At 58.2% G+C, this 24,730-nt stretch carries 23 protein-coding genes; 12 read left to right on the top strand and 11 right to left on the bottom strand.

The window, feature by feature from the left end:
* Positions 1-6: 6 nt before the first annotated feature.
* From ispG to hemA, 3 genes are all read right to left on the bottom strand, one after another.
* Positions 7-1,128 carry a flavodoxin-dependent (E)-4-hydroxy-3-methylbut-2-enyl-diphosphate synthase gene (gene ispG / locus ACR0AH_RS01680; RefSeq protein ID WP_480590054.1) on the bottom strand — a complete coding sequence of 374 codons (1,122 nt, stop codon included), beginning with the start codon at positions 1,126-1,128 and terminating at the stop codon, positions 7-9.
* Positions 1,129-1,198: 70 nt separating this feature from the next.
* Complete coding sequence (locus tag ACR0AH_RS01675; protein WP_480590052.1) at positions 1,199-2,413, bottom strand: helix-turn-helix domain-containing protein; 1,215 nt, start codon at positions 2,411-2,413, stop codon at positions 1,199-1,201.
* A 130-nt stretch (positions 2,414-2,543) separates the two neighbouring features.
* Positions 2,544-3,767 (bottom strand): 5-aminolevulinate synthase, encoded by a 1,224-nt coding sequence (gene hemA / locus ACR0AH_RS01670; RefSeq protein WP_170403046.1) that lies wholly within the window; start codon positions 3,765-3,767, stop codon positions 2,544-2,546.
* Between the two features lie 302 nt (positions 3,768-4,069).
* Here hemA and ACR0AH_RS01665 point away from each other — a divergent pair, with 302 nt between their 5' ends.
* Positions 4,070-5,455, top strand: a complete 1,386-nt coding sequence (locus tag ACR0AH_RS01665; protein ID WP_480590050.1) for a M20/M25/M40 family metallo-hydrolase — start codon at positions 4,070-4,072, stop codon at positions 5,453-5,455.
* Between the two features lie 134 nt (positions 5,456-5,589).
* On the opposite strand, the gene lpdA is transcribed toward ACR0AH_RS01665, so the two are convergent.
* The gene (gene lpdA / locus ACR0AH_RS01660; RefSeq protein WP_170733358.1) at positions 5,590-6,984 is read right to left on the bottom strand and encodes a dihydrolipoyl dehydrogenase; all 1,395 of its coding nucleotides are present in this window, start codon (positions 6,982-6,984) and stop codon (positions 5,590-5,592) included.
* A gap of 212 nt (positions 6,985-7,196) precedes the next feature.
* On the opposite strand from lpdA, the gene ACR0AH_RS01655 reads away from it, so the two are divergent.
* A complete protein-coding gene (locus ACR0AH_RS01655; RefSeq protein WP_480590048.1) occupies positions 7,197-7,631 on the top strand; it encodes a hypothetical protein in 435 nt (144 codons plus the stop codon).
* Here the strand turns inward: ACR0AH_RS01655 and ACR0AH_RS01650 are convergent.
* The 4 genes from ACR0AH_RS01650 to ACR0AH_RS01635 form a co-directional block, all read right to left on the bottom strand.
* Positions 7,628-8,206: a DUF924 family protein gene (locus ACR0AH_RS01650; RefSeq protein ID WP_170598066.1), complete on the bottom strand. Its 579-nt coding sequence runs from the start codon at positions 8,204-8,206 to the stop codon at positions 7,628-7,630. The genes ACR0AH_RS01655 and ACR0AH_RS01650 overlap by 4 nt on opposite strands.
* A 107-nt stretch (positions 8,207-8,313) precedes the next feature.
* Complete coding sequence (locus ACR0AH_RS01645; RefSeq protein ID WP_170422201.1) at positions 8,314-9,585, bottom strand: MFS transporter; 1,272 nt, start codon at positions 9,583-9,585, stop codon at positions 8,314-8,316.
* A 106-nt stretch (positions 9,586-9,691) separates the two neighbouring features.
* Complete coding sequence (queA, locus tag ACR0AH_RS01640; protein WP_480590840.1) at positions 9,692-10,738, bottom strand: tRNA preQ1(34) S-adenosylmethionine ribosyltransferase-isomerase QueA; 1,047 nt, start codon at positions 10,736-10,738, stop codon at positions 9,692-9,694.
* A gap of 44 nt (positions 10,739-10,782) precedes the next feature.
* Positions 10,783-14,166, bottom strand: coding sequence for a YhdP family protein (locus ACR0AH_RS01635; RefSeq protein ID WP_480590046.1), 3,384 nt, complete (start codon positions 14,164-14,166; stop codon positions 10,783-10,785).
* Between the two features lie 68 nt (positions 14,167-14,234).
* Between ACR0AH_RS01635 and ACR0AH_RS01630 the strand changes: the two genes are divergently transcribed.
* From ACR0AH_RS01630 to ACR0AH_RS01615, 4 genes are all read left to right on the top strand, one after another.
* Positions 14,235-14,696, top strand: coding sequence for a peroxiredoxin family protein (locus ACR0AH_RS01630; RefSeq protein ID WP_170512047.1), 462 nt, complete (start codon positions 14,235-14,237; stop codon positions 14,694-14,696).
* A gap of 85 nt (positions 14,697-14,781) precedes the next feature.
* Positions 14,782-15,600: a ferritin-like domain-containing protein gene (locus tag ACR0AH_RS01625; protein ID WP_480590838.1), complete on the top strand. Its 819-nt coding sequence runs from the start codon at positions 14,782-14,784 to the stop codon at positions 15,598-15,600.
* A 178-nt stretch (positions 15,601-15,778) separates the two neighbouring features.
* Entirely contained in the window at positions 15,779-17,104 is a 1,326-nt protein-coding gene (locus ACR0AH_RS01620; RefSeq protein WP_480590044.1) for a DUF5930 domain-containing protein, read from the top strand.
* Positions 17,094-17,594, top strand: a complete 501-nt coding sequence (locus ACR0AH_RS01615) for a bactofilin family protein (protein WP_170396528.1) — start codon at positions 17,094-17,096, stop codon at positions 17,592-17,594. Before ACR0AH_RS01620 ends, ACR0AH_RS01615 begins: the two co-directional genes overlap by 11 nt.
* 176 nt (positions 17,595-17,770) lie before the next feature.
* On the opposite strand, the gene ACR0AH_RS01610 is transcribed toward ACR0AH_RS01615, so the two are convergent.
* Positions 17,771-18,256 carry a cupin domain-containing protein gene (locus ACR0AH_RS01610; RefSeq protein WP_480590042.1) on the bottom strand — a complete coding sequence of 162 codons (486 nt, stop codon included), beginning with the start codon at positions 18,254-18,256 and terminating at the stop codon, positions 17,771-17,773.
* 119 nt (positions 18,257-18,375) lie between these two features.
* Here ACR0AH_RS01610 and aqpZ point away from each other — a divergent pair, with 119 nt between their 5' ends.
* Positions 18,376-19,065: an aquaporin Z gene (gene aqpZ / locus ACR0AH_RS01605; RefSeq protein WP_480590040.1), complete on the top strand. Its 690-nt coding sequence runs from the start codon at positions 18,376-18,378 to the stop codon at positions 19,063-19,065.
* A gap of 50 nt (positions 19,066-19,115) precedes the next feature.
* On the opposite strand, the gene ACR0AH_RS01600 is transcribed toward aqpZ, so the two are convergent.
* Positions 19,116-19,664, bottom strand: a complete 549-nt coding sequence (locus tag ACR0AH_RS01600) for a peptidylprolyl isomerase (protein ID WP_170512948.1) — start codon at positions 19,662-19,664, stop codon at positions 19,116-19,118.
* Positions 19,657-20,163: a peptidylprolyl isomerase gene (locus ACR0AH_RS01595; protein ID WP_170472209.1), complete on the bottom strand. Its 507-nt coding sequence runs from the start codon at positions 20,161-20,163 to the stop codon at positions 19,657-19,659. Before ACR0AH_RS01595 ends, ACR0AH_RS01600 begins: the two co-directional genes overlap by 8 nt.
* Before the next feature lie 135 nt (positions 20,164-20,298).
* Here ACR0AH_RS01595 and ACR0AH_RS01590 point away from each other — a divergent pair, with 135 nt between their 5' ends.
* The 5 genes from ACR0AH_RS01590 (at position 20,299) to ACR0AH_RS01570 (ending at position 24,730) form a co-directional block, all read left to right on the top strand.
* On the top strand, positions 20,299-21,489 hold the full coding sequence (locus ACR0AH_RS01590) for a phosphoglycerate kinase (protein WP_170512945.1): 1,191 nt from the start codon (positions 20,299-20,301) through the stop codon (positions 21,487-21,489).
* Between the two features lie 130 nt (positions 21,490-21,619).
* Positions 21,620-21,919: a septum formation initiator family protein gene (locus ACR0AH_RS01585; protein WP_170396518.1), complete on the top strand. Its 300-nt coding sequence runs from the start codon at positions 21,620-21,622 to the stop codon at positions 21,917-21,919.
* A gap of 172 nt (positions 21,920-22,091) precedes the next feature.
* Entirely contained in the window at positions 22,092-23,081 is a 990-nt protein-coding gene (pdhA, locus tag ACR0AH_RS01580) for a pyruvate dehydrogenase (acetyl-transferring) E1 component subunit alpha (protein WP_170396516.1), read from the top strand.
* A 15-nt stretch (positions 23,082-23,096) separates the two neighbouring features.
* Complete coding sequence (locus ACR0AH_RS01575; RefSeq protein WP_170396514.1) at positions 23,097-24,470, top strand: pyruvate dehydrogenase complex E1 component subunit beta; 1,374 nt, start codon at positions 23,097-23,099, stop codon at positions 24,468-24,470.
* Complete coding sequence (locus ACR0AH_RS01570) at positions 24,470-24,730, top strand: hypothetical protein (protein WP_170403080.1); 261 nt, start codon at positions 24,470-24,472, stop codon at positions 24,728-24,730. Before ACR0AH_RS01575 ends, ACR0AH_RS01570 begins: the two co-directional genes overlap by 1 nt.

Genomic DNA, 24,730 nt, shown 5'->3' with positions numbered 1-24,730 from the left:
GCCTTGTTACTCAGCAGCTTCAGCTGCCGCATCCAGCTCTGCTGCCTTCTTTTCGACCTCTTCAACGATGTGATCAATCATCTGGTCGTTTGACATCTTGTGGCTGGCTTTGCCTGCCAGATAGACCATGCCCGAGCCTGCCCCGCCACCGGTGAAACCGACATCGGTCATCAGCGCCTCACCCGGACCGTTCACGACACAGCCGATGATCGACAGGCTCATGGGTGTCTTGATGTGTTCCAAGCGATGCTCCAACGCCTCAACCGTTTTGATTACGTCAAAACCCTGTCGCGCGCAGGAGGGGCATGAGATGATGTTGACGCCGCGATGGCGCAGGCCCAGAGATTTCAGGATCTCATAGCCGACCTTGACCTCTTCCACAGGATCGGCAGACAGGCTGACGCGGATCGTGTCGCCAATGCCCATCCACAGCAGATTGCCCAGACCGATGGCCGATTTGATGGTGCCGCTGACCAGCCCTCCGGCCTCGGTGATGCCCAGATGGATGGGCGCATCCGTCGCCTCGGCAATGCCCTGATAAGCCGCGGCTGACAGGAATACATCGCTGGCTTTCACGCTGATCTTGAAGTTGTGAAAGTCGTTGTCTTCGAGAATACGGATATGCTCCAACCCGCTTTCAACCATCGCCTCAGGGCAAGGCTCGCCATATTTCTCAAGCAGGTGCTTTTCCAAGCTCCCAGCGTTCACCCCGATCCGGATCGAGCAATTGTAGTCTCGCGCGGCTTTGATAACCTCTTTCACCCGTTTTTCATCGCCGATATTGCCCGGATTGATCCGCAGACAGGCCGCACCGGCCTCGGCGGATTCGATTCCGCGACGGTAGTGGAAATGAATATCAGCCACGATAGGAACAGGGCTTTCGCGCACGATCTCTTTCAGCGCTTTTGACGAGGCCTCATCCGGGACCGAGACCCGCACGATATCCGCCCCCGCCTCGGCCGCCGCCTGCACCTGCGCCACGGTCGCAGCCACATCGGTGGTCAGCGTGTTGGTCATGGTCTGCACGGCAATCGGTGCGTCACCTCCGACGGGCACATTGCCGACCATGATCTGGCGGGATTTGCGGTGATAGATATTGCGCCAAGGGCGCACGTGATTGAGCGACATGAGGATCGATCCGGATCAGCCTGAATTGACCCTTAGATAGTTCGCCATCCCTTGGGGAGCAATGCCAAGATCACTCGGTGGGCGCTTCTGCCGCCTCGGTCTGCAACTCGGCCACCAGTTGCTTGAGTGCGCTGTTCTGATCGGCCTCAAGATCGGCAACTGCGAAGGTTTCTGCAACGGCATCTTTTGACAGAACAACACCTTTGGCCACCGTGCCCGGCGCGCCCACAGGACCAAAATGTTCGCCATTCATCGAGAAATAGACCGACCCTGCAGCTCCTGCTCGTAGTTGCGGGGGTTCCTCGGTGAGCGGCACCTCGAACGTGCTGCCCTGCTCAACGGTGCCCAGAGTTCCTTCGAAAATCACGCTGCCATCGGCTGCCGTGACACGCATCCAAGCAGGGTTCACGGCCACGATCTTCAGCGTCGTATCCAGCTTTTCAACCACTTGAGGCAAGGCCGGGCGTTCAACCGTATGCACTTCGGTCACTTTGATTTGCGGAGGTTCAGGCACGCGGAACGTTCCGACATTGCGCGGATCAAGGGTGGAAATCGGCGCATCCCGCGCCACCAGCACCGGCACATCAAGCGCCTGCGGACGATACAGACGATCCAGCGCTTCAGAGCTTGGCACCTCGGCGCTGGCCAGTTCCGTTGCCTCGGGCCGGGCCTGTGCGGCATCCAGCGGGTCAAGGTCTGTAAGCACGACGGGGGCCTGCTCAACCGGGCTGACCTGCACCTGCTGAATGCGGTTCAGAACCGACCAGCCCCCATAACCGATGCCGCCAATGACGGCCAACAGCACCAGCGTCGATCCAATAGCACGCGGTTCAATCTGGCTGACTACGGATTCTCGGCCCGGTATATAAGGCGTATTGGGCGAGACAAACGGATCACGTCCCATCGGCCCGCGTGAGGGCACACCACCTTGCGCCTTTTTGACCACCGACGCCTCAGCCGACATGCCATGCGCAACCTCGAAACCGCTTTCCTGACAGAAGGTCGCAAAAGTCTCATCGGGGTTCATGCCCAGATAGCGGGCATATGAACGCACATACCCGGCGATGAAGCCGGGTGTGTCAAAGGCATCAGGATCTGCATTTTCGATGGCGGCGATGTAGTTGGCTTTGATTCGCAGTTCACGCTGCACATCCAGAAGCGACTTGCCCATCGTTGCACGTTCGCCGCGCATGACATCGCCAAGCCGTACCTCATAGTCATCAAAACCCTTGGGTCTGACGTCCATGTCTTCTTCGGAATCGCGCTGTGATCTGCGCCCAATCATTCCTGCTGCCCCATCTTTGCCTGTCGCGTGTTACGCGCAAACGTCGAATCGCCCCTATAACGATTCGTCCGCTTCTTTTGTTAGCGTAAGCTTAACACGCAGCAAACTCGTTGCACACTTTAGCGTGAGGTTATCCAGCAAGTTCGGCGCGATTTAGCGCACAATGTGACCAAAGTTCGTCCATCGCCTGCACCAGACGGTTCATTTCGTCGGGTCCATGCACCGGAGATGGCGTAAACCGCAGACGTTCGGTGCCGCGCGGAACGGTCGGGAAATTGATTGGCTGCACATAGATACCATAGTCATCCAGCAGCATATCGCTCAACTTCTTGGTGTGGACTGGGTTGCCAACGATCACCGGCACAATGTGGCTGCCGTGATCAATCAGAGGCATGCCAAGTCCTTTCAGCCTCAGCTTAAGAATGCTGGCCTGGGTCTGGTGCTGCTCGCGCAGTTCAGGCGCGCGCTTGAGATAGGCCACCGAGGCTGCCGCCCCTGCCGCAACCGCAGGTGGCAGCGAGGTAGTGAAGATAAAGCCCGGCGCATAGGACCGGATGGCGTCACACATCTTGGCACTCGCCGCGATGTAGCCGCCCATGACACCATAGGCTTTGGCAAGCGTTCCGTTGATGATGTCAATGCGATGCGCCAACCGATCACGCTCGGTTACGCCCCCGCCGCGGGGGCCGTACATGCCAACCGCGTGAACCTCATCAATATAGGTCAAAGCACCGAATTCATCGGCCAGATCGCAAATCTCTTCAATGGGTCCGAAATCGCCATCCATCGAATAGACCGACTCAAACGCGATCAGCTTGGGGGCTGCAGGGTCATCAGCCTCAAGCAACTCACGCAGATGTGCCACGTCATTGTGGCGGAAGATGCGTTTGGCACCCCCGTTGCGGCGCACGCCTTCGATCATCGACGCATGGTTCAGTGCATCGGAATATATAATCAGGCCGGGGAACAATTTTGGCAGAGTGCTGAGTGTCGCGTCATTGGCGATATAGGCACTGGTGAATAGCAGTGCGGCTTCTTTGCCGTGCAAGTCCGCCAATTCAGCTTCCAGCCGTTTGTGATAGACTGTCGTGCCTGAAATGTTGCGCGTCCCGCCCGAGCCTGCGCCTGCGGCCTCCACCGCCTCGTGCATGGCCTCCAAAACAACAGGATTCTGACCCATGCCCAAATAATCATTGCCACACCACACGGTGATGTTCTGCTGCGAACCATCGGGACAAGTCCGTACCGCATGCGGAAAATGACCGTTCCGACGTTCAATATCGATAAAGGTCCGATAACGTCCTTCGTCATGCAGCCTGGCAATCGCTGTATCGAGCTGAGCAGTATAGTCCAACGGACCCTCCTTGGATGCCCGGTTATTATAGCCCCGGGCGACTTTTTTCGCCACTTCACAAGCCGGGCTGGAAGTATGGCGTCGCGTTCATCTGTCCAACTGGCCTACAGCCGAACAGCTGAACCCAACTTTGATTTGCATCAAATAACGCCAAACGCCTAAACCGACAAGCAAAGTTACGACCACAAGACGCGAGGAAACGCCGCAGGCCTTTCCTCCAGATCCAGCACAGAAACCTGCTGGACGGTACCGCCCATGCTGATAGGCTCTGTCCAATTTCAAGACGTTCCCAGGAGACCCCTATGTCGCTTGACGCTGTACTGAGCCGGATCGACGCCGATCTGATCACCTCCATCGACCGCCTGATGGAGTTCCTGCGCATTCCCTCCATCTCGACTGACCCGGCCTTCAAGGACCAAGTCGACCAGGCTGCCGATTGGCTGGTGGCGGATCTGAAAAGTATCGGTATTGCAGCCGAAAAGCGCGAAACTCCGGGACATCCCATGGTCGTTGGCCATGTCGGTGAGGACAGCGGTGGGCCGCATGTTCTGTTCTATGGACACTATGATGTGCAACCTGTCGATCCGCTGGAGCTGTGGACACGCGATCCTTTCGATCCGGCTTTGGAAGACACTCCACACGGACAGGTGATACGCGGGCGCGGCGCTTCTGACGACAAAGGCCAACTGATGACCTTCGTCGAGGCCTGCCGCGCCTGGAAAGCAGTGCATGGCACCCTGCCCTGCCGCATCACGTTTTTCTTCGAAGGTGAGGAAGAATCCGGGTCGCCCTCGCTCGTGCCATTTCTCAAAGCAAACAAATCCGAGCTTCAGGCGGATCTCGCGCTGGTCTGTGATACTTCGATGGTGTCGCGGGGGGTGCCTTCGATAGCGTCGCAATTGCGCGGCATGCTCAAGGATGAATTCACAATCATCGGTCCCCGCATCGACCTGCATTCGGGTCACTATGGCGGGCCGGGTCTGAACCCGCTGCGGGAACTGTCGCGCATCGTCGCATCCTTCTATGATGAAGAAACCGGCCGCGTCGCAGTCGAAGGTTTTTACGAAGGCGTACACGAAGTCCCGGCCGAGCAGTTGCGCCAATGGGAGAATTGCGGGTTCGATGAAACGGAATACCTGAATTCGGTTGGCTATACCGAGCCGCACGGTGAAACAGGCCATTCCACGCTGGAACAACAATGGGCGCGACCCACGCTCGAAGTGAATGGCCTTTGGGGAGGTTACAACGGCGCGGGCTCCAAAACCGTTATCCCGTCCGAGGCACATTGCAAGATCACCTGCCGCCTGGTCGGCGACATGGACCCGGACGCGCTCCGCAAAAGGATCCGCAAACATGTCGAAGAGCGCCTGTCCACGGATGCTAAAGTGGTCTGGGACAGTGATCTCGAAGGCTCTCCTGCTTCGGTGATGAACCTTAGCCGCCCAGAATTCGAAGCGGCCCGCGGAGCACTTTCGGACGAGTGGAATCGCGAGGCCGTTTTCACCGGGATGGGCGGATCAATCCCAGTGGTTGGATATTTCAATACAGTGTTGGGGCTGGATTCGATGCTGGTTGGGTATGCCAATGACGATGATGCCATCCACTCGCCGAACGAGAAATACGACGTCAAAAGCTTCCACAGAGGCATCCGCTCGTGGGCCCGTATATTGGAAGCAATAAATAAATGAGGATCCTTTGCGAGGCTCTGCCTCGCGCTCCGAGGTATTTTCGGCCAGATGAAGTACGGATCCCCTGCTTCATCTGGCTATAAATATCTCGGGGGAGTCGCGGCTTGCCGCGGCGGGGGCAGAGCCCCCTGTCCTTACATGTGGATCACGCGTCCATAGGCATCCAGCACGCTTTCATGCATCATTTCAGACAGCGTCGGATGCGGGAAGACGGTGTTCATCAGGTCTTCTTCAGTGGTTTCCAACTGGCGACCGACCACATAGCCCTGAATAAGCTCTGTGACTTCGGCACCGATCATGTGTGCACCTAGCAGTTCCCCAGTCTTGGCATCGAAGACGGTCTTGATCAGTCCCTCGGGCTCACCAAGCGCGATGGCCTTGCCGTTGCCGATGAACGGGAAGCGTCCGACCTTGATGTCATAGCCCAGCTCTTTGGCCTTGGCTTCGCTATACCCAACCGAAGCGACCTGAGGCTGGCAATAAGTGCAGCCCGCGATGCTTTCAGGCTTGACCGGATGTGCGTGTTTGCCCGCGATCAGTTCCGCGACCATCACGCCTTCGTGGCTGGCTTTGTGTGCCAGCCAGGGCGCCCCGGCGATATCACCTATAGCGTAAAGCCCGTCTACCCCAGTGCGGCAGTATTCATCGGTGACCACGTGCGTGCGGTCGATCTTCACACCCAAGGCTTCAAGCCCGAGGTTTTCCACATTGCCGACGATGCCCACGGCCGAGATCACCGTGTCAAAATCGTGTTTCTCAACCTTGCCTTTCACCTCGATATGCGCAGTCACCTTGTCCTTGGCGCGGTCCAATTGTTTAACCATCGCCTTTTCCATGATGGTCATGCCCTGCTTGGTGAAAGCTTTCTTGGCAAATGCACTGATCTCGGCATCTTCGACAGGCAGCACTCGATCCATCACCTCGACCACGGTCGTGTCCGCGCCCAAAGTGTTATAGAAGCTGGCGAATTCGATCCCGATCGCACCCGAGCCGATGACCAGCAGTTTCTTGGGCATCCGCGGCGGTTGCAGCGCGTGTTTGTACGTCCAGACCAGATCGCCATCCGCTTCAAGGCCCGGCAGTTCGCGCGCCCGGGCACCGGTGGCCAGAACGATATTCTTCGCGGTTAGGTCTTCCGTGCCTTTGTCTGTTTTGACGCTGACCTTGCCCTTGGCGGGGATCGATGCCTCACCCATGACAACGGCGACTTTGTTCTTTTTCAGCAGATGACCTATACCGCCGGACAACTGCGCGGCAACACCGCGCGAGCGCTTCACAACCGCATCCAGATCGTAGCCGACCTTGTCTGCTTTCAAGCCAAAATCCTTGGCACGCTCCATCAGGTGGAACACTTCCGATGACCGCAGTAGTGCCTTTGTCGGGATACAGCCCCAGTTCAGGCAGATACCACCCAGATGTTCGCGCTCGACAACAGCGGTCTTCAGGCCCAGTTGCGCCGCGCGAATAGCGGCCACATAGCCACCGGGGCCAGCCCCGATTACGATCAGATCATAAGATTGTGCAGCCATGTTTCCCTCTCGGCACAGGTCAGTTCAAAAACTAGTTTACCGTTAAACTATTTTTTACAACGCATCAACATCAGAGCCCGCGACATATGTGACGCGGGGTCAAATCAGGTATTTGGAGCTGAATTCAGCCTATACCCACGTTACCGCAAAGGCTAGAACTGACGAATATGCACTACCAGTTTTTGACCTTCCCGATTTTCGAAAGGCGTATCATGGCTAAAACGCTCAAAGATTTACTGCTCGCTCTTTTGAACGCGACATTGATATTGTTGGCTTTATGCCTGTTTCTGGGGTGGAAACTTGCGCAGTCTGTCGATCAGATCCGGATCGGGTTTGCTGAGAACCTGCAGGTCGTGGCGCCGCTACGAGATCAGGCGCAGGGAATTCGTGGGGAACTGGCCGCGTTGCGCAGCGATCTTGCAACCCTTAGCAGTCAGGGCACGCAACTCGATGCGGTCACGCGCCAACAGCTGAATGCGGCATTGCGACGTTTGGGTGATCTGGAGGGGAAGCTGGAAGACACTCAGGCCCGATTGGCGGGCCTGGTCGAAAAACCGGAAGACTTGATCGACTATGCCATCACGACATCTGCCGACACTGTCACCGACCGGCTTCTGATCCTTAAAGGCTGTGAGCCCGCGACCTAGGTCGCGGCCTGCAACTCGCGCACGGTCGACCCGTAGCCGCCATTGCTGACATATGCGGCTTCGTGTTCAGTAGTCGCGCGTTCCAACGCATCGTTGCGATATGGGAAACGACCGAACTTGCGGATCACCTCACGATGAGCGCGCGCATGTAGCAAATTGCTGTCGCCGCCTTCTGGCATCCGCTCGATCATAAGGCGCACGCAACGCTCCTGATCACACAGATTTTCCGAATGCATCATCGGCAGGTAAAAGAACTGCCGCGCCGGTTCGTCGATCTTAAGATCCCAGCCTTTGTCGACTGCGCATTTCGCTGCAGCCAGTGCGGCCCGATCCGATGCAAATGCCTGTTTGCTTCCCCGGAACATGTTGCGAGGCAACTGATCCATAAGGATAATATAGGCCAGTGATCCGCTGGGATAGGTCAACCAAAGCGAGAATTTCCCCTCGCACGCGGCTTCCCATGTTGAAAGAAATTTTTCCCGGATCCGCGCATCCAGCGCTTCATCCTGCAGGTACCACCCCTCGGGGCCAACCTCATCTAACCAAAAACTCAATACTTCTTCAGGACCTACCATTGCCCTAGACTCCGTAATTGCCCTCCCCAGGACGTAACGTCATTAAAATCACTTTTACAGATTTGTGACAGTAACATATTGCAACACAAAAGTCACATTTCCGGCGCTCAGGCGGGTTCTTGCGTATCCTGCTCGTCCTGGGCTGCTTCAATGGCGACCTCTTGCGCAACTTCCAGGGCAACGGGCGAAGATGTCGGGTAGATCGGGGCAATCGATCCGGTTTCATCCACGGGTTTGTAAACGCGCTGGGTCATACGATAGGCCGCATAGGCGGCCATGATGAACATCAGCGCCGCGATGAACAGGAAAAAGCCTTGTGGGCCGAGCACGCCAGCCCCCATTAGCCAACCGGTGATAATTGGACCTGCGATTGCGCCCAAGCCGTTAATAAAAACCAGACCGCCCGAAGCCGCCGACATATCGTCATACTCCAAGTAGTCATTGGTATACGCGATCAACAGAGAATAGAGCGGGCTTGTCATGCCGCCGATGATAAAGGCAGCTACGAGAAGCATGGTGAAAGTGACGCCAAGTATCATGCCTATCACGGCGCCTACCCCACCAACAGCGGCCACCAGCATGATCAGCAGACGGCGGTCCATTCTGTCGGACATCCAGCCCAACGGATATTGCAGGACTACGGCGCCGATATAAAACACCGCTACGAAGGTCGAAATCTCGACCAGACTCAATCCAACCTGAGCGCCATAAACGGCGCTCATCCCGAATTGCGCTGAAAATATCCCGCCAAGCAAGAACATGCCGACGCAGCCCAGCGGCGATGTTTCCATCAGCTGGCGCAATGTCATCGGTTTGGTGGTATCGAACGCCGGGGTCGGAGAAATGGACAGCAGAATAGGCGCAAATGAGATCGAAACCAGTATAGAAGCGATGACAAAGGTCTCATATCCTGCCGGGTCGCCGACCAGCAATAAGGCCTGGGCGCTCACCACACCTGTCATCTGCACCATCATATAAAGCGACAGCGCCTGCCCTCGGTTCTCGTTGTTTGCGGCATTGTTCAGCCAGCTTTCCGCGGTCACATACACGCCCGAAAAACAGAACCCGATAATCACGCGGCCAATCGACCATGCAATTGGATCGGTCAGCATCGGATACATGATCATGACCGCCGAGATGAACGAGGCCAGCGCAGCAAACACGCGCACATGCCCGACACGACGGATCATTTCAGGCGCCAGACGCGAGCCGCCAAGGAACCCAAGGAAATAGGCCGACATCACAAAGGACATCTCTAAGGTCGAGAATCCCTCGATTTCTCCACGCACCCCTAGCAACGTGCCCTGCAGGCCATTGCCGACCATCAGCAACCCCATTCCCAGAAGAAGCGCCCAAGCGCTGGAAAGAACCTGAAGCATTCTGCCTATCCAAAATTGCTGGTGTGTTTTGTCCGCTTTGCCGTCAATGACGAAGCACGTCGCGCTTGTCTACGACATTGTAAGGGCGCAGATGGCCAAGATACGACTATGGTATCAGCAGAGACGCGTCGCCGTATGAGAAAAAGCGATATTCTTCTGCGATAGCGTGGTCATAGACCGACTTGACCCGATCCTGCCCAATCAACGCCGAAACCAGCATCAGCAATGTGGATTTCGGCAGGTGGAAATTGGTCATCAGCGCATCAGTGACGTGAAATTCAAAACCTGGGTATATGAAGATATCGGTCTCGCCTTCCCACGGCGCGATCCGGCCGCAGCGTGCCGCGCTTTCGATCAGTCGAAGGGCGGTTGTGCCCACCGGGATAACGCGCCCGCCCGCTTCTTTGGTCGCCGCAATCTCGGCAGCGGCCTGCGCGCTGACCCGTCCCCATTCGGCGTGCATCTTGTGGGAGGTCACGTCTTCCACTTTGACCGGCAGAAATGTGCCTGCCCCCACATGCAGCGTGACATGCGTGAACTCGACACCGCGCTCCGATAGCGCCTGCAAAAGCGCATCATCAAAATGCAAGGACGCGGTTGGGGCCGCTACGGCTCCGGAGTTTCGCGCCCACACAGTTTGGTAGTCGGTCTTGTCCTGTTCATCCGACGCGCGTTTCGCTGCGATGTAGGGAGGCAACGGCATCGCGCCGGCCTGCTCCAACGCTTGATCGAAATCCTCTCCGGTCAGGTTGAAGCGCAGATAGGCTTGGCCATCGGCAACTCGGTCCAGGGTTGCGCTCAGATCGTCTGAGAATACGATCTCTTCGCCCGGTTTGATCTTCTTAAGCGGCTTGATCAGCGCGGCCCAACAACCATCAGATTGTGGGTCCAGCAACGTTGCCTCAATCGCGGCAGATACCGGCCCTTGCGCGCTGTCACGGTGGCGGCGACCGCTGAGGCGAGCGGGAATGACGCGGGTGTCGTTCAGCACCAGACGGTCCCCGGGCTGCAATATGTCCGGCAGATCGAACACGTGCCGGTCCTGAACAGCATCACCCTGCGCAAGCAGCAGTCGCGCTGACGAGCGCGGGCTGACGGGACGCGTGGCAATCAGGTGTTCGGGCAGGTGGAAGTCAAAGTCGCTGAGTTTCATGGCCGCGCCATACATCGGCCCGACAGATTCGGCCACAGCTCAGATCAGCGATCCTCACCACGTGTCTGGAAGGCGGGATTGGGTTCGCCAGATCGATCCGGTGTGGCATTCGGGCCATCCGAGACCGTTGGCGCAGGCTCGCGCAACAGGTTGCGCAGAAACAGAGGTGCGAGACCAGACAGAGGATTGACCGAAACTTGCGGGTCGGACAGCGGTCCGGACAGAGTGTAGTTGAAGGCAAAGATACCTTCCCCCTTTTTGGTCAGAACGCTGCCAATAGCATTGACCAGATAGATCGGTGAAATCGCGCCGCGCAGGTTCAGCATCCCGGCTACAGTGTCGACCGTACCATCAAAGGACAGCCCCATTGATGGACCTACGGCACTACCGCTCAGCACTTTCACCTCGGTCGGAGTGATACGCATTTTGCTGTCGATGGCTGCGAAGAAAATACCTTGCCCCGCCATTTCATCCAGCAACCCCACCAGACTGATCGCGTTCAATATCGCTGCCATGGCCGGGGCGTCCGTGATCCGCGTATTTTTGATTTTCAGGTCGACGTCATAATTTCCAGGCTCTGCGATCGGATCCAGTTGCAATTGCATTGTTCCACCGCGTGCCTGCGTCAGAACCCCCGCTGATCTCAGAACCGCCCCTGCATCGTCCGAGGTTAGACCAACCGCAGATCGGGACGCGCGCGGGGTGACCTGACCGCGGATCGCTGCACCGCCATTGACTTGCGACGCAAAGCTGCCGGTCAATCCGCCAGTGGTTTGAAACGAGCCAGTCAACCCGGTCAACGCAACGGATTCAGTGACTTGTAGTCGGTCCAGCTTCACATCCAGCTTTGGCCCGGGCCCGGCAGCACCACTGCTGCTGCCTCCCTCGCCGATAGTGGATTTTCTCAGATCAAGCACGCCGCCCAACACACGGATATCTGGCAGCGCGGCACCACGCCCAATCAATTCCGCCGGAACTGCAAGCCAGTCGCCCAGTTCGAACGTGCTGAACCGTACCCTTTCGAACCCGCCATCCCGGAACGAGATCGCTGCAGTTGTCCGCAAACCAGCAGCGTTGATCCGAAGGGAATCGACACTTAGCTGAGCGCCCAGCGTGACCTCGGCAGTCAGAGAGCCGCCAGTGCTGGCAGATTTGCGCCATCCAAGCTCAGGGATCGCCAACGCGACGCCAACCAAATCGGACTGTGCCGACAAGCGCGGGGGCTCACCCGCACCAAGACTCAGGCTGAAATCGGCGATCCCCTCTCCGGTCAACATGCCGCGCGGCAGTCCGGCATTGATTTGTTCCATCAAACGCGGGGAGAGTTCGATTTGACCTGTCAGTTCGCTTTGCTGCGGGGTTTCGCCTCCGATCGGCTGCCGCCAAAGCGCTTCAACCGGTACGACGCCAAACAGCCCCTTGCCCTGGATGGCCACTTGCGTCTGGTCGCCGCTCAGGTCCAATCGGTCTGCGCTGACTTCAAATCCGGGTACCAGCTTGCTGCTGTCCAAATTCGACAACTCGCCAACAAAATGGAACCTGGTATCTTCCAGCTTCAGGCCCTTAATCAACGGCAAGGAAAGCGTTCCACTCAGACTGACCTGACCGTCGGCCAGATCCACCGGCAGATTGGCCTTGGTCAGCAGTTGCAGCGGCGGCCGGTCCAGCAATGACATGGCTGCGGTTACACTGCCGCTGGCCTTAATCCGCGCAATGGCCGGGGTGGTTTTTTTGATGCCGGTATCGGGGATGATGAACGAGGTGCCCGAGGCATCAACGGTACCTCCTTCATCCGCGATCACAATCCCCTTTTGCGCCGAGACGGTAAAGCGCCGGTTGAGCAGGCTGGCCTGCCCCTGCGCGTCTTGGATAGTTGGCAACGTCTTGGCGAACCGAATCTCGGTCTCGTCAAATTCGAAATCCGCATAGATGTCCGGCTTTTCGCCGGGCCGTAGACGCAGGGCGAAATCCAGATCGGACATTTCTCCGTGATAGAGGTTATCGGTGACCCAAAGGCGCGGTTTCGGGGCAAGTCGTTCGGGCCAGTAGTTCAACAGCTGATCAGAGCTCATCCGATCAATCTGCGCGTCAATGGCTGCGACCCAGCCGTCGGTCAAACCAGCCAGAGACCCGCTGAGCCGTGCGCGATGTGCACCGTCTTCAACCGTCATTTGCCCCAGCTGTATACGGAACGGCGCAAGTTTCATCTGGAAATCAACATCGGCCCGCGTCAGATTCAGTGCTTCGGGGAACAGATTGGCCGGGTTGATCTCAATCCCGCTGAGGCGGAACTGCCCGGACATACTGTCCAACCCGCCAGCTTTGACCCCATGTAGAAAGGCCTTGCCATCTGCCTGCACCGTACCCCAGGCAGACTGGATCGAGACTTCATTGAAATCCAGCGCCTGTTGTTTCGGGTCGTAGGTAAAATACGTCCGCGCCGCGTCGAATTTGATCGGTGTTGTTTCAGGCGTGGGCTGCACGGCGCCTGCACCCAGATTCAACGTGGCAAAGACCGGCCCCAGCGCGCCCTCAGTATCAATGCCACCCCTCAAAGCACCTGAGATCGGTGTGCGAAGTACCTGCATCCATGCCAGCGCCGGGCTGTGGCCTGCGATATCCTCGGCGGGAAGATCGGTGATCGAGATGCCGAACTGCGCAGCGGGACTGCCCAGCAAACTGGTATAGTTGGCCTCGATCGTGCTGACATAATCGCGACCGGCCAGCACCGAGAAATTGGTGGCCAGACGAACCTCACCCGCGCTGCGGTTGGCCTGAATACGCCCGCCGTCCAGCACCCAGGACCGGCCCAACCGCAGGTCCTGATAGTCCAGCGTAATTGCATCCAGTTCGACCGAGGTCAGGGCTGACAAAATAGGTGCCTGGAACACCTCGTCCGATGATTCAATCAGCTGCGCCAGGTTCCGGGCCTGACCGACCGGCGCACTTCCGGCACCGACCGTCAGCGACAGCGCTCCATCGACACCCCGTGTCAGTGCAATCTGCGCGCCTTGCAATATGATCCGCTTCGGGCGCAAATGCCCGCGCAACAGCGGGCGCATCGACAGGCTGGCCCGCAGGTCGGACACTTCGGCAATCTGCCGTCCGTCCGCATCGCTGATACGAACATCGGTCAGTCGCAATCGCGGACGCCAGCCTTCATGAATGATGAAACTGACATCGCCGAACCGAACTTTGACGCCACCCAATGTCTGATCAAGGCGCGCCTCGACCCGGTCGCGCAACCAATCCGGCGCGTGCATGCGCTGGCCGACAACCATAAAGCCGGTGACCAGTGCCAGAAATCCAAGGATGAAGACACCGCGCAATGTCCACAGCCCTGCGGTCCGACGCCGCGACCGACGGCGGGGTTTCTTATCCGCCTTCGTGTCATCCTGCTGTTCTTGCTGGACCAATTTGCGTCTCACGCCTTTCAACCTGTCAACGGAGCCCTATGATATGCGGCAACCGTTAATTTCTCAGCCGGAGTTTGAATATGCCCGAAGTCTCAGACATCGCACCCGACTTTACACTGCCTCGCGACGGCGGCGGCGAGGTGACCCTGTCGGAACAACGTGGCCGCGCGGTCGTTCTGTTTTTCTATCCCCGCGATGATACGCCGGGCTGCACCAAGGAATCCATCGGTTTCTCGGAACAACTACAAGCCTTTGCGGATGCGGGTGCTAACGTTTTCGGCATCTCGCGCGATACCGTGGCCAAGCATGACAAATTTGTCGCCAAGCACGGCCTTACGACGCCGCTTTTGTCCGATGAGGGTCAGAGCGTGTGCGAAGATTATGGCGTCTGGGTCGAAAAGAACATGTACGGACGCAAATCCATGGGGATCGAACGCTCGACCTTTCTGATTGATGCGGATGGAAAAATCGCCCGCGTCTGGCGCAAGGTGAAAGTGCCGGGTCATGTGGACGAAGTGCTGGAGGTCGCACGCGCGCTCTAGCCCTCTCGACCCGCGCGGGCATCAAGGGTATGACCCGCGCGGAGTGCAGCGTAAGGGGGCAAGCGTGTCAAAAACACTGACCGAAATGGCGACCGAGATTCTGACCACATCGGTCGGGCGCGAGAAGACTGCTCTGTCCAAACGCTATGCCGCCGAATGGTTTGCCGCCCGAAAAGGCGAAGCACCCGAGATCGCAGTGGGCACTGCCGAGCCTCCGCTTTACCCTGCGCGTCCCGATAAACCCGAGCTGTTATCGCCCCGCGATGTACCCCGCCGCAGGCCGGGGTCAGAAGCAGGTCGTATCGCGCTGTTGCACGCCGTTGCCCATATCGAATTGAACGCGGTGGACCTGCACTGGGACATCATCGCCCGGTTCGGGGATGTGCCCATGCCCATCGGGTTCTACGATGATTGGGTGAAATGCGCCGAAGAAGAATCGTGCCATTTTGAGATGGTCTGCGACTGCCTCGAACAGATAGGCAGCCATTATGGTGCCCTGCCCGCCCATGCAGGCATGTGGCGCGCCGCCGAGGACACTGCCGAGGATCTTATGGGTCGTCTTGCCGTCGTCCCAATGGTGCTTGAGGCACGTGGGCTGGACGTGACCCCCGGAATGATCGACATTTTCCGCAAGGCCAAGGCTGACGACGCAGTCGCTGCACTGGAAGTGATTTATGCCGAGGAAGTTGGTCACGTCGCCTATGGCTCGAAATGGTTCCATTTCTTGTGCGGGCGCGAGAATGCCGACCCCAAGGATGTATTCCACGCCCTCGTCCGCCGCTATTTCCACGGCGCGCTGAAACCACCATTTAACGAAGAGAAACGGGCCGAGGCCGGACTGCCGCCAGATTTCTATTGGCCCCTGACCGAAGACCTGCCATCACCCGGAGTTGTGTCGGACTGACAGCAAATGCTCGCTATCGGCAAGTTCTCGCCGATCACGTGCGGTAATTCTCCGTTCATAGCTCTTGATTGGTTAACAAACTTGCCCGAATGCCTCGACCGCTTTATGCAATCGCGTCAAGGAGCGGCTACTCACTCACGACCGGCTCCGAGATATGGGGACAATTGAGGTAGGACGCGTGCGGACACGTCTGGCAATTAAACTACACTCACTGCTCGAGCGGCACTTTCCAGAGCGCCGTGTTTTTCTGAAATCTGACAACGACACACGGTTCATCCGACTGAGTTCTGAAACTCAGATCGCTGCAGTCGCCGGTGTGTCGGTGATGGTCGCCTGGACCGCGATTGCCACGTCAGTTCTGTTGATGGACAGCATCGGATCGGGCAATTTCCGGGAACAGGCCAAGCGCGATCAGGCTACGTATCAAGAACGTCTGAACATCCTGTCGGAAGAGCGCGATGCGCGTGCGGCCGAAGCGCTGGCTGCACATGACAGGTTCAACGCAGCTCTGGAACAGATTTCGGTCATGCAGTCCGAATTGCTGGAATCCGAGAACCGCCGGCGCGAGCTGGAGACCGGCATCGAGGTGATCCAAACCACGCTGCGTGCCACTATGAAGCAACGCGAAGACGCGCGGACCAAACTGGCCGAACTGCAACCCAGCACTGATGCGGACGCGGCTTATGCGATGGCATCGGCAAACCCGGTACAGATGGCATTTATGACCGATGCCCTGGCCCGGACCGCGGCGCAGCGCGACCAGATCGCCGCCGATGCGCAAGGCGCGTTGGACCAGCGTGACGAGCTCGAGCTTGAAATCCGCCTGATGCAGGAGCGCAGCGACGAGATTTTCCGCCAGTTGGAAGAGGCGATGCTGATCTCGGTCGAACCTCTCGACAAGATGTTCCGCAGCGCGGGCATGCCAACAGATCGTATCCTCGACGAAGTTCGGCGCGGATATAGCGGTATGGGCGGTCCGCTGACCCCTTTATCCTTCAGCACCCGCGGTGAGGAGCTGAGCCCCGACCAGATCCGCGCCAATATCCTGCTGGAACAGATGGACCAGCTGAACCTCTATCGCATCGCTGCGGAAAAGGCCCCCTTCGCCAGCCCGGTGCGCGCCGCTGTCCGTTATACCAGTGGCTACGGAACCCGCCGCGACCCCAAAACCGGCGGTCGCCGCATGCATAATGGCGCCGATTTCGCCGGCCCCTCGGGCACCGATATCTTCGCGACTGCTGATGGTGTTGTCACTCATGCAGGCTGGCAATCGGGTTTCGGACGGCTGGTAAAGATCAAGCACGCCTTTGGGATTGAGACACTTTACGCTCATAACACCAAGGTACGCGTAAAGGTTGGTCAAAGGGTCTCGCGCGGGGATCATATAGCTGATATGGGTAGCACCGGACGGTCGACCGGCACACACCTGCACTACGAGGTCCGTGTGAACGGAAAACCTGTTAACCCAATGACTTACATCAAGGCTGCGAGAAATGTTTTCTAAGAGCAAAATCAACGAACCCGGATCGAAAGAGACTGAGGCAGCAAAACCAGCCGCTCCGGCCACTCCGGCAACACCTGCACCGGCTGAAACAAAGGCCAGCACCCCTCCCAAGCCCAAGCCACCCGCATCGGTGCTGTCCTCGGATTTGCACATCACCGGTAACATCAAGACCTCGGGCGATATCCAGGTCGAGGGCACCGTCGAAGGAGACATCCGCGCCCATCTGCTGACCATCGGCGAGACTGCCACCATCAAGGGCGAAGTCACTGCAGATGACGTAGTGGTCAACGGCCGTATCGTGGGCCGCGTCCGTGGCCTGAAGGTCCGCCTGACTTCGACCGCCCGCGTCGAAGGTGACATCATCCACAAGACCATCGCCATTGAAAGCGGCGCGCATTTCGAAGGTTCGGTGCAGCGTCAGGACGACCCGCTGAACCCGGGCCGCAGCGGCAAATCGGGTGCCAACCCGGCGGCGGAAGTGAAGCAGTAAACACTTATCGGCAAGACCAATCAGCAACGCCGCAGGATACCCTGCGGCGTTTGTTTTGTTTTGGGGTGTTCGTCTAAATCTAGCAATGACCTCAATGCGGGACGTAGCGGCCTTACACCGCGCAAGTGCCGCAATGCGCTTGGTTGATCAGGAGGGCTTGGTCTGCGCTGCCCCCGCTACTCGTACTGCACGATCACCGAAAGAAAATCATCATCGCTTGTTACTACTGTGTGGTGGCCTTTGCCGTGTTTGTCTTCCATATGCCAGACGTCACCCGGACCAATATCTCTGAATTCCCCGTCGCTCGCGGTCACGCGCACTGAGCCAGAAAGACAAATGAGCTTTTGAGCGACAGGTGTGGGATGAATTGGCTCATCCCAACCCTTCTTGAGTCTCAAGAACATGGTTTGCTTGACAGCTTCTGGCTTTGAAATCTCGATTGCTTTCGCAGGTGGTGCAAAGCTTTGCTCTTCAAGTTCGACTTCGATGTCTTTCCAATGGCTTTCGCCTTGAGCATCCGAATACAGCTTTTTGAACTTCACTTTGATACCCCCACCACATCGCAAGCCCACAACCGATACCGGACATTGGGGCGCAAAGGAGAAAAACGCAAGTTGGGCCGAGTGTGTCGTTCTCAATCGCCAGCTCACCGGAATAAGCATATTCCCTAACAGTCCCCCTATCTGACGTGTCTTGAAGGAAAATTCCCCGCATTCTCACAGTTTCACAAAAAGCGGTTTTTGAATTAACCTTAAAGTCATTGATTTCTGGAGGGCTTTTCATGTCATCAAAACTCATGGCCGAATTCTTCGGTACATTCTGGCTGGTTCTGGGCGGCTGCGGCAGCGCGGTGCTGGCTGCAGGCGTGGCCGATGTGGGTATCGGCTGGCTGGGCGTTTCATTCGCTTTCGGCCTGACCGTGCTGACCATGGCCTACGCGGTCGGTCATATCTCTGGCGGGCATTTCAACCCGGCGGTCAGCCTTGGGCTGATGATCGGCGGGCGGTTCGATGCCAAGGATCTGATCCCCTATTGGATCGCTCAGGTGATCGGCGCGATCGCGGCGGCAGCCGTGCTGTATCTGATCGTCAGCGGAGCGCCGGGTTTTGAGGGCGTTGGAGGGTTCGCGTCGAACGGGTATGGCGAGGCGTCACCCGAAGGCTATTCGATGATTTCCGCATTGATCATCGAAATCGTCATGACCGCGTTCTTCATCGTGATCATTCTCGGCGCGACCTCCAGCGGCGCGCCTGCCGGGTTCGCCCCGATTGCGATTGGATTGGGGCTGACGCTGATCCACCTGATCTCGATTCCGGTGACCAACACCTCGGTGAACCCTGCCCGGTCAACCGGCGTGGCGTTGTTTGCCGATGGTCCGGCACTGGCGCAGCTGTGGCTGTTCTGGGTGGCACCTTTGATCGGCGGTGCGATTGGCGCACTGATCTGGCGGGCGATGTCGGACGACGATTGACCCGGTCGCACCAAGACCCCCGGCCCGCAGAAGCGCGCCGGGGTTTTCTTTTATTCGGTCACAGTGACCTTTTTCATCGCATCCGGTTGTCCGATCACTGCGCCATTAGGGCCATCGCCCCGCTTGATCGCATCGACCACGTCCATCCCTTCTGTCACCTGACCGACAACCGTGTACTGACCATTCAGGAACGGGCCGGGCTCGAACATAATGAAGAATTGCGAGTTCGCGCTGTCTGGGTCCTGCGCCCGCGCCATACCCACGACGCCCCGGTCATAATTGAAATCCGAGAATTCAGCAGGCAGATCAGGGCGATCCGATCCACCCGTACCCGCACGACGCATGTCGCCACCGACACGGCCAAACTCAACATCGCCGGTCTGCGCCATGAAGCCGTCGATCACACGGTGAAACACCACCCCATCATACTGGCCTGCAGCGGCCAGCGCCGTGATTTGCTCAACATGCTTGGGTGCAAGGTCTTCGAACAGGTCGACGGTGACGGTGCCATTCGCCCCCTCACCCTCGATCTCAATCTCAAGACCTGTTGCCAGCGCGGGGCTGGCCAACAGGGCAAATGCAGCGGCCAGCTTATGCATCGGCAGCCACCTTGACGCTGATCATCCGGTCGGGGCTCGCGGGCGGCTCACCACGAACGATCGCATCCACATGCTCCATCCCTTCGATCACACGGCCATACACCGTGTACTGACCGTTCAGGAAATGGTTGTCCTTAAAGTTGATGAAGAACTGCGAGTTGGCTGAATCCGGGTTGGCCGAGCGTGCCGCACCCAAAGTTCCGCGATCATGGGGCAGTTTCGAAAACTCTGCCGGAACGTTCGGCAGCGACGATCCACCGGTGCCCGCCATACGAATGTTGAACCCGTCTTCCATGTCGCCATGCTGCACATCGCCGGTTTGCGCCATGAACCCGTCGATCACACGGTGGAAGGCGACGTTGTCATATTCACCACCACGCGCCAGCTCTTTCATGCGGGCCGAGTGCTGAGGGGCCACATCAGGCAGCAATTCGATGACGACATTGCCGTCTTTCAGCTCAATGATGATCGTGTTTTCGGGGTCTTTGATCTCGGCCATCTGGCCCTCCTGTCTTTGAAACTTGCGCAAATACCTATGACGCGGGCGCGCGAATGCCAAGTGACGCATTGACCTGAACGCAAAATGCAGGAAAAGAACCGCTGAAACTGGATGCAATGGGCAAGGATGAGCGCGATGGGCTGGAAATCTCTGGACGATATGGATCTTGGCGGTAAGCGGGTTCTGGTGCGCGTGGATATCAACGTACCGGTCGCGGATGGCGTGGTGACCGACGACACCCGCATTCAACGGATCGTGCCAACCGTGCGCGATATCCTCGCCGCAGGCGGTAAACCCATCCTGCTGGCCCATTTCGGACGCCCCGGTGGTCAGCATGTACCCGAGCTGTCATTGAAGCAGCTTGTGCCAGCACTTGAATCCGCTTTTGGGGCTCCCGTGCGCTTTGCCGATGATTGCGTGGGCTATGAGGCTGAAACCGCCGCCTCCGCCCTGACGGAAGGTGAGGTTCTGCTGCTGGAAAACACCCGCTTCCATGCCGAGGAGACCAAGAACAGCGTCCCACTTGCCCAAGGCATGGCAAAGCTGGGCGACATCTATTGCAACGATGCCTTCTCGGCCGCGCACCGCGCCCACAGCTCGACCGAGGCGCTGGCCCGTCTGCTGCCCGCCTGTGCCGGACGCCTGATGCAGCAGGAACTGAGCGCACTTGAGGCCGCCCTGGGCGCGCCCAAGCGGCCTGTCACAGCGGTTGTCGGGGGCGCCAAAGTGTCGACCAAGCTGGACCTGCTGGGCAACCTGATCGAGAAGGTTGACTATCTGGTCATCGGTGGCGGCATGGCGAATACATTCCTACTGGCCCAGGGGATCGATGTCGGCAAATCACTGGCCGAGCACGCCATGACCGATACCGCCGCCGAAATCCTCGGCAAGGCCGAAGCCGCTGGCTGCACGATTGTCTTGCCGCGCGACATCGTCGTGGCCGAAGTGTTCGAGGCCAACGCGCCGCATCAGGTTCTGCCCGCTGATCAGTGCCCTTCGGACGCGATGATCCTGGACGCCGGTCCCGAAAGCGTCGCAGCCGTGTCCGAAGTGCTGGAAAAAAGCCAGACCCTGATTTGGAACGGCCCACTGGGGGCGTTTGAGCTGACCCCGTTCGATGCCGCGACCAATGCGGCGGCGCTGAAGGCGGCTGCACTAACCCGCGATGGCAAGCTGACCTCGGTCGCGGGCGGGGGTGACACGGTCGCCGCGCTGAACGCCTCGGGCGCGGCAACGGATTTCTCATATATCTCTACTGCTGGTGGTGCCTTCCTTGAATGGATGGAAGGCAAGACCTTGCCGGGTGTGGCTGCGCTGGAACTATAAGCGCTCAAACCTCAGGTCTCAGCTTTTTCTACTCAGGGGATTCACAACCCGAATCACCTGTGACATAGTGCGTCGAGACATCCAAAAAGGGTGCGTTTCTGAGGCAGTATTTCACACGGCGGTTAACACAGTGTCCCGTTCCAATCGGCCCGGTTTAGGGGCTTTCATTTTCTTCTCAATCGCCTTCATGCTGGGGGTGTATTTCACCTTTGCCGCCGTTCAAGGGGATTACGGTCTGTTTCGCCGGGTCGAGATTGCCGCCGAGCGCGATGTTTTGTCTCGCGATCTGGCGCAGCTGAACGCCGAAATCGAACAAATGGAAAACCTGACCCGCCGACTGTCAGACACCTATCTGGATCTCGATCTGCTGGATCAACAGGCCCGCTCAGTGCTCGGCATGATCCGCGCGGATGAGATCGTTATCCGCTGACGAAATTTTTGACTAAGGATCTCTGTACCTTAACGCCCGGAAGATAAGCTGTGGCAGGCCGCAACTCGCGTATCCTGCCCTCGCGTAACATTAGTACTCGCCAGAACGTGTGAAATGCTCTATGAGATAGTTTAACGCTAAACTATCTTGCCGAAAGGGGGAGATCGCCACTATGGCTGCGCGAAAAACCACAAAGAAACCAAATGTTTCTGCGGAAGAACTGACCACATATTACCGCGAGATGCTGCTGATCCGCCGATTCGAGGAAAAGGCAGGTCAACTCTACGGCATGGGTCTGATCGGGGGTTTCTGCCACCTCTACATCGGTCAGGAAGCGGTTGTTGTCGGCCTTGAGGCCGCGGCCAAGGAAGGCGACAAGCGCATCACGTCCTATCGCGATCACGGCCACATGCTGGCCTGTGGAATGGACCCGGGCGGCGTAATGGCCGAATTGACCGGTCGCGAAGGCGGGCTGTCCAAAGGCAAAGGCGGCTCGATGCACATGTTCTCGAAAGAGAAGAATTTCTATGGCGGCCACGGCATTGTCGGCGCACAGGTTCCGCTGGGTGCGGGTTTGGCCTTTGCTGACAAGTACAAAGAGAACGGCGGCGTCACCTTCACCTATTTCGGTGACGGCGCGGCCAACCAGGGTCAGGTCTACGAGACCTTCAATATGGCTGCTCTTTGGGAACTGCCGGTGGTATTCGTGATCGAGAACAACCAGTATGCCATGGGCACCGCGCAAGCACGCTCGACCTCTTCGGCCGACATCTACCACCGCGGTCAAGCCTTCGGAATACCGGGTGAAATGGTGAACGGCATGGATGTGCTGGCCGTCAAAGCCGCAGGTGAAAAAGCGGTCGCCCACTGCCGTGCGGGCAAAGGTCCCTACATCCTCGAGGTGAAAACCTACCGCTATCGCGGCCACTCGATGTCTGACCCGGCCAAGTATCGTACACGCGAAGAGGTTCAGAAGGTCCGCGAACAAAGCGACCCGATCGAGCACGTGCGCGAGCTGCTGCTGACCGGCAAACACGCGACCGAGGATGACCTGAAGGCGATCGACAAAGAGATCAAAGAGGTCGTCAATCAGGCCGCCGAATTCTCGAAAGAAAGCCCCGAGCCGTCGCTGGACGAGCTCTGGACTGATATCTACGCCTGAGAGGACGAATAAGACATGGCAACCGAAATTCTCATGCCCGCCCTTTCGCCCACGATGGAAGAGGGCACATTGGCCAAGTGGCTGGTCAAGGAAGGCGACACCGTATCCTCGGGCGACATCATGGCCGAGATCGAAACCGACAAGGCTACGATGGAGTTCGAAGCCGTCGATGAAGGCATCGTCGGTAAGATTCTGATCAGCGAGGGCACCGAAGGGGTCAAAGTAAACACCCCTATCGCGATCCTGGTCGAAGATGGTGAAGACGCCTCCGCCCTGCCCGTGGCTGCGCCCGCAGCCGCAGCGGAGGCCGAAGCCGCCCCTGCGGCGGTTGAGGCCCCCGCTCCTGCCGCAGCAGCCCCCGCTGCTCCGGTTGTGGACCTGTCGCCCGATTGGCCTGCCGACGCCGAGATGGCGCAGCAAACCGTCCGCGAAGCCTTGCGCGACGCGATGGCCGAAGAAATGCGCGGCGACGAAGATGTCTATCTGATGGGCGAAGAAGTCGCTGAATATCAGGGCGCCTATAAAATCTCTCAAGGCCTGCTCGATGAATTCGGTGCCAAACGTGTCATCGACACCCCGATCACTGAACACGGCTTCACAGGCATCGCCGTCGGCTCGGCCTTTGGCGGGCTGAAACCGATTGTCGAGTTCATGACCTTCAACTTCGCCATGCAGGCGATTGATCAGATCATCAACTCTGCCGCCAAAACGCTTTATATGTCTGGCGGTCAGATGGGCTGTCCGATTGTATTCCGTGGCCCTAACGGTGCCGCTGCCCGCGTGGCCGCGCAACACTCGCAGGACTACGCCGCATGGTACATGCAGGTGCCAGGTCTCAAAGTGGTGATGCCCTATTCCGCAGCCGATGCCAAAGGTTTGCTGAAATCGGCCATCCGCGACCCGAACCCCGTGGTCTTCCTGGAAAACGAAATCCTCTACGGCCGGTCCTTCGACGTGCCGCAAGTGGATGACCTGACCATCCCGCTGGGCAAGGCCCGCATCTGGCGCGAAGGCTCGGATGTGACCATCGTCAGCTTTGGCATCGGCATGCAATATGCGCTGGAAGCCGCAGACAAACTGGCCGAAGACGGCATCAGCGCCGAAGTGATCGACCTGCGCACTATCCGCCCGATGGACACCGGTGCGATCATCAACTCGGTGATGAAAACCAACCGTCTTGTGACTGTCGAAGAAGGCTGGCCGCAAGGTTCCGTCGGTAGCTACATCAGCTCGGTGGTCATGCAGGAAGCGTTCGATTATCTCGACGCCCCGGTCATCACCCTCACCGGCAAAGATGTTCCGATGCCATATGCGGCGAACCTCGAAAAGCTGGCGCTGATCACCACCGATGAGGTGATCGCTGCGGTGAAACAGGTGACCTACCGGTAATGGAGATCAGGGGCCGCGATCCAGCAACCGAATGCTACCGTGTCGAGATTGACATCGACAACCGCATCGTGCGGGCGCTTGTACCCGAGCGACTGGCGGCGGATATGCGGTTGATCGGCGCGCGCCCCTCACACCAGACCGCCTATGTCTGGATGGCGGAGAACAAAGACAAAATCGAGGCTGCGATTGCGACACTCGCACGCGGCACCGGGCGCCCCAAGGCGCCCTTTGACCAAATTACTCTGATTGAGGAGCGCTGA

It is taken from the genome of Ruegeria sp. AM5, from assembly GCF_056540645.1.
This window is presented reverse-complemented; position numbering and strand designations above follow the sequence as displayed.

Coding starts and splice junctions, on each gene's coding strand:
- ispG (WP_480590054.1), bottom strand. CDS start 1,128: ATGTCGCTCAATCACGTGCGCCCTTGGCGCAATATCTATCACCGCAAA.
- ACR0AH_RS01675 (WP_480590052.1), bottom strand. CDS start 2,413: ATGATTGGGCGCAGATCACAGCGCGATTCCGAAGAAGACATGGACGTC.
- ACR0AH_RS01665 (WP_480590050.1), top strand. CDS start 4,070: ATGTCGCTTGACGCTGTACTGAGCCGGATCGACGCCGATCTGATCACC.
- lpdA (WP_170733358.1), bottom strand. CDS start 6,984: ATGGCTGCACAATCTTATGATCTGATCGTAATCGGGGCTGGCCCCGGT.
- ACR0AH_RS01655 (WP_480590048.1), top strand. CDS start 7,197: ATGGCTAAAACGCTCAAAGATTTACTGCTCGCTCTTTTGAACGCGACA.
- ACR0AH_RS01650 (WP_170598066.1), bottom strand. CDS start 8,206: ATGGTAGGTCCTGAAGAAGTATTGAGTTTTTGGTTAGATGAGGTTGGC.
- ACR0AH_RS01645 (WP_170422201.1), bottom strand. CDS start 9,585: ATGCTTCAGGTTCTTTCCAGCGCTTGGGCGCTTCTTCTGGGAATGGGG.
- queA (WP_480590840.1), bottom strand. CDS start 10,738: ATGAAACTCAGCGACTTTGACTTCCACCTGCCCGAACACCTGATTGCC.
- ACR0AH_RS01630 (WP_170512047.1), top strand. CDS start 14,235: ATGCCCGAAGTCTCAGACATCGCACCCGACTTTACACTGCCTCGCGAC.
- ACR0AH_RS01625 (WP_480590838.1), top strand. CDS start 14,782: ATGGCGACCGAGATTCTGACCACATCGGTCGGGCGCGAGAAGACTGCT.
- ACR0AH_RS01615 (WP_170396528.1), top strand. CDS start 17,094: ATGTTTTCTAAGAGCAAAATCAACGAACCCGGATCGAAAGAGACTGAG.
- ACR0AH_RS01610 (WP_480590042.1), bottom strand. CDS start 18,256: ATGCTTATTCCGGTGAGCTGGCGATTGAGAACGACACACTCGGCCCAA.
- aqpZ (WP_480590040.1), top strand. CDS start 18,376: ATGTCATCAAAACTCATGGCCGAATTCTTCGGTACATTCTGGCTGGTT.
- ACR0AH_RS01600 (WP_170512948.1), bottom strand. CDS start 19,664: ATGCATAAGCTGGCCGCTGCATTTGCCCTGTTGGCCAGCCCCGCGCTG.
- ACR0AH_RS01595 (WP_170472209.1), bottom strand. CDS start 20,163: ATGGCCGAGATCAAAGACCCCGAAAACACGATCATCATTGAGCTGAAA.
- ACR0AH_RS01590 (WP_170512945.1), top strand. CDS start 20,299: ATGGGCTGGAAATCTCTGGACGATATGGATCTTGGCGGTAAGCGGGTT.
- pdhA (WP_170396516.1), top strand. CDS start 22,092: ATGGCTGCGCGAAAAACCACAAAGAAACCAAATGTTTCTGCGGAAGAA.
- ACR0AH_RS01575 (WP_170396514.1), top strand. CDS start 23,097: ATGGCAACCGAAATTCTCATGCCCGCCCTTTCGCCCACGATGGAAGAG.
- ACR0AH_RS01570 (WP_170403080.1), top strand. CDS start 24,470: ATGGAGATCAGGGGCCGCGATCCAGCAACCGAATGCTACCGTGTCGAG.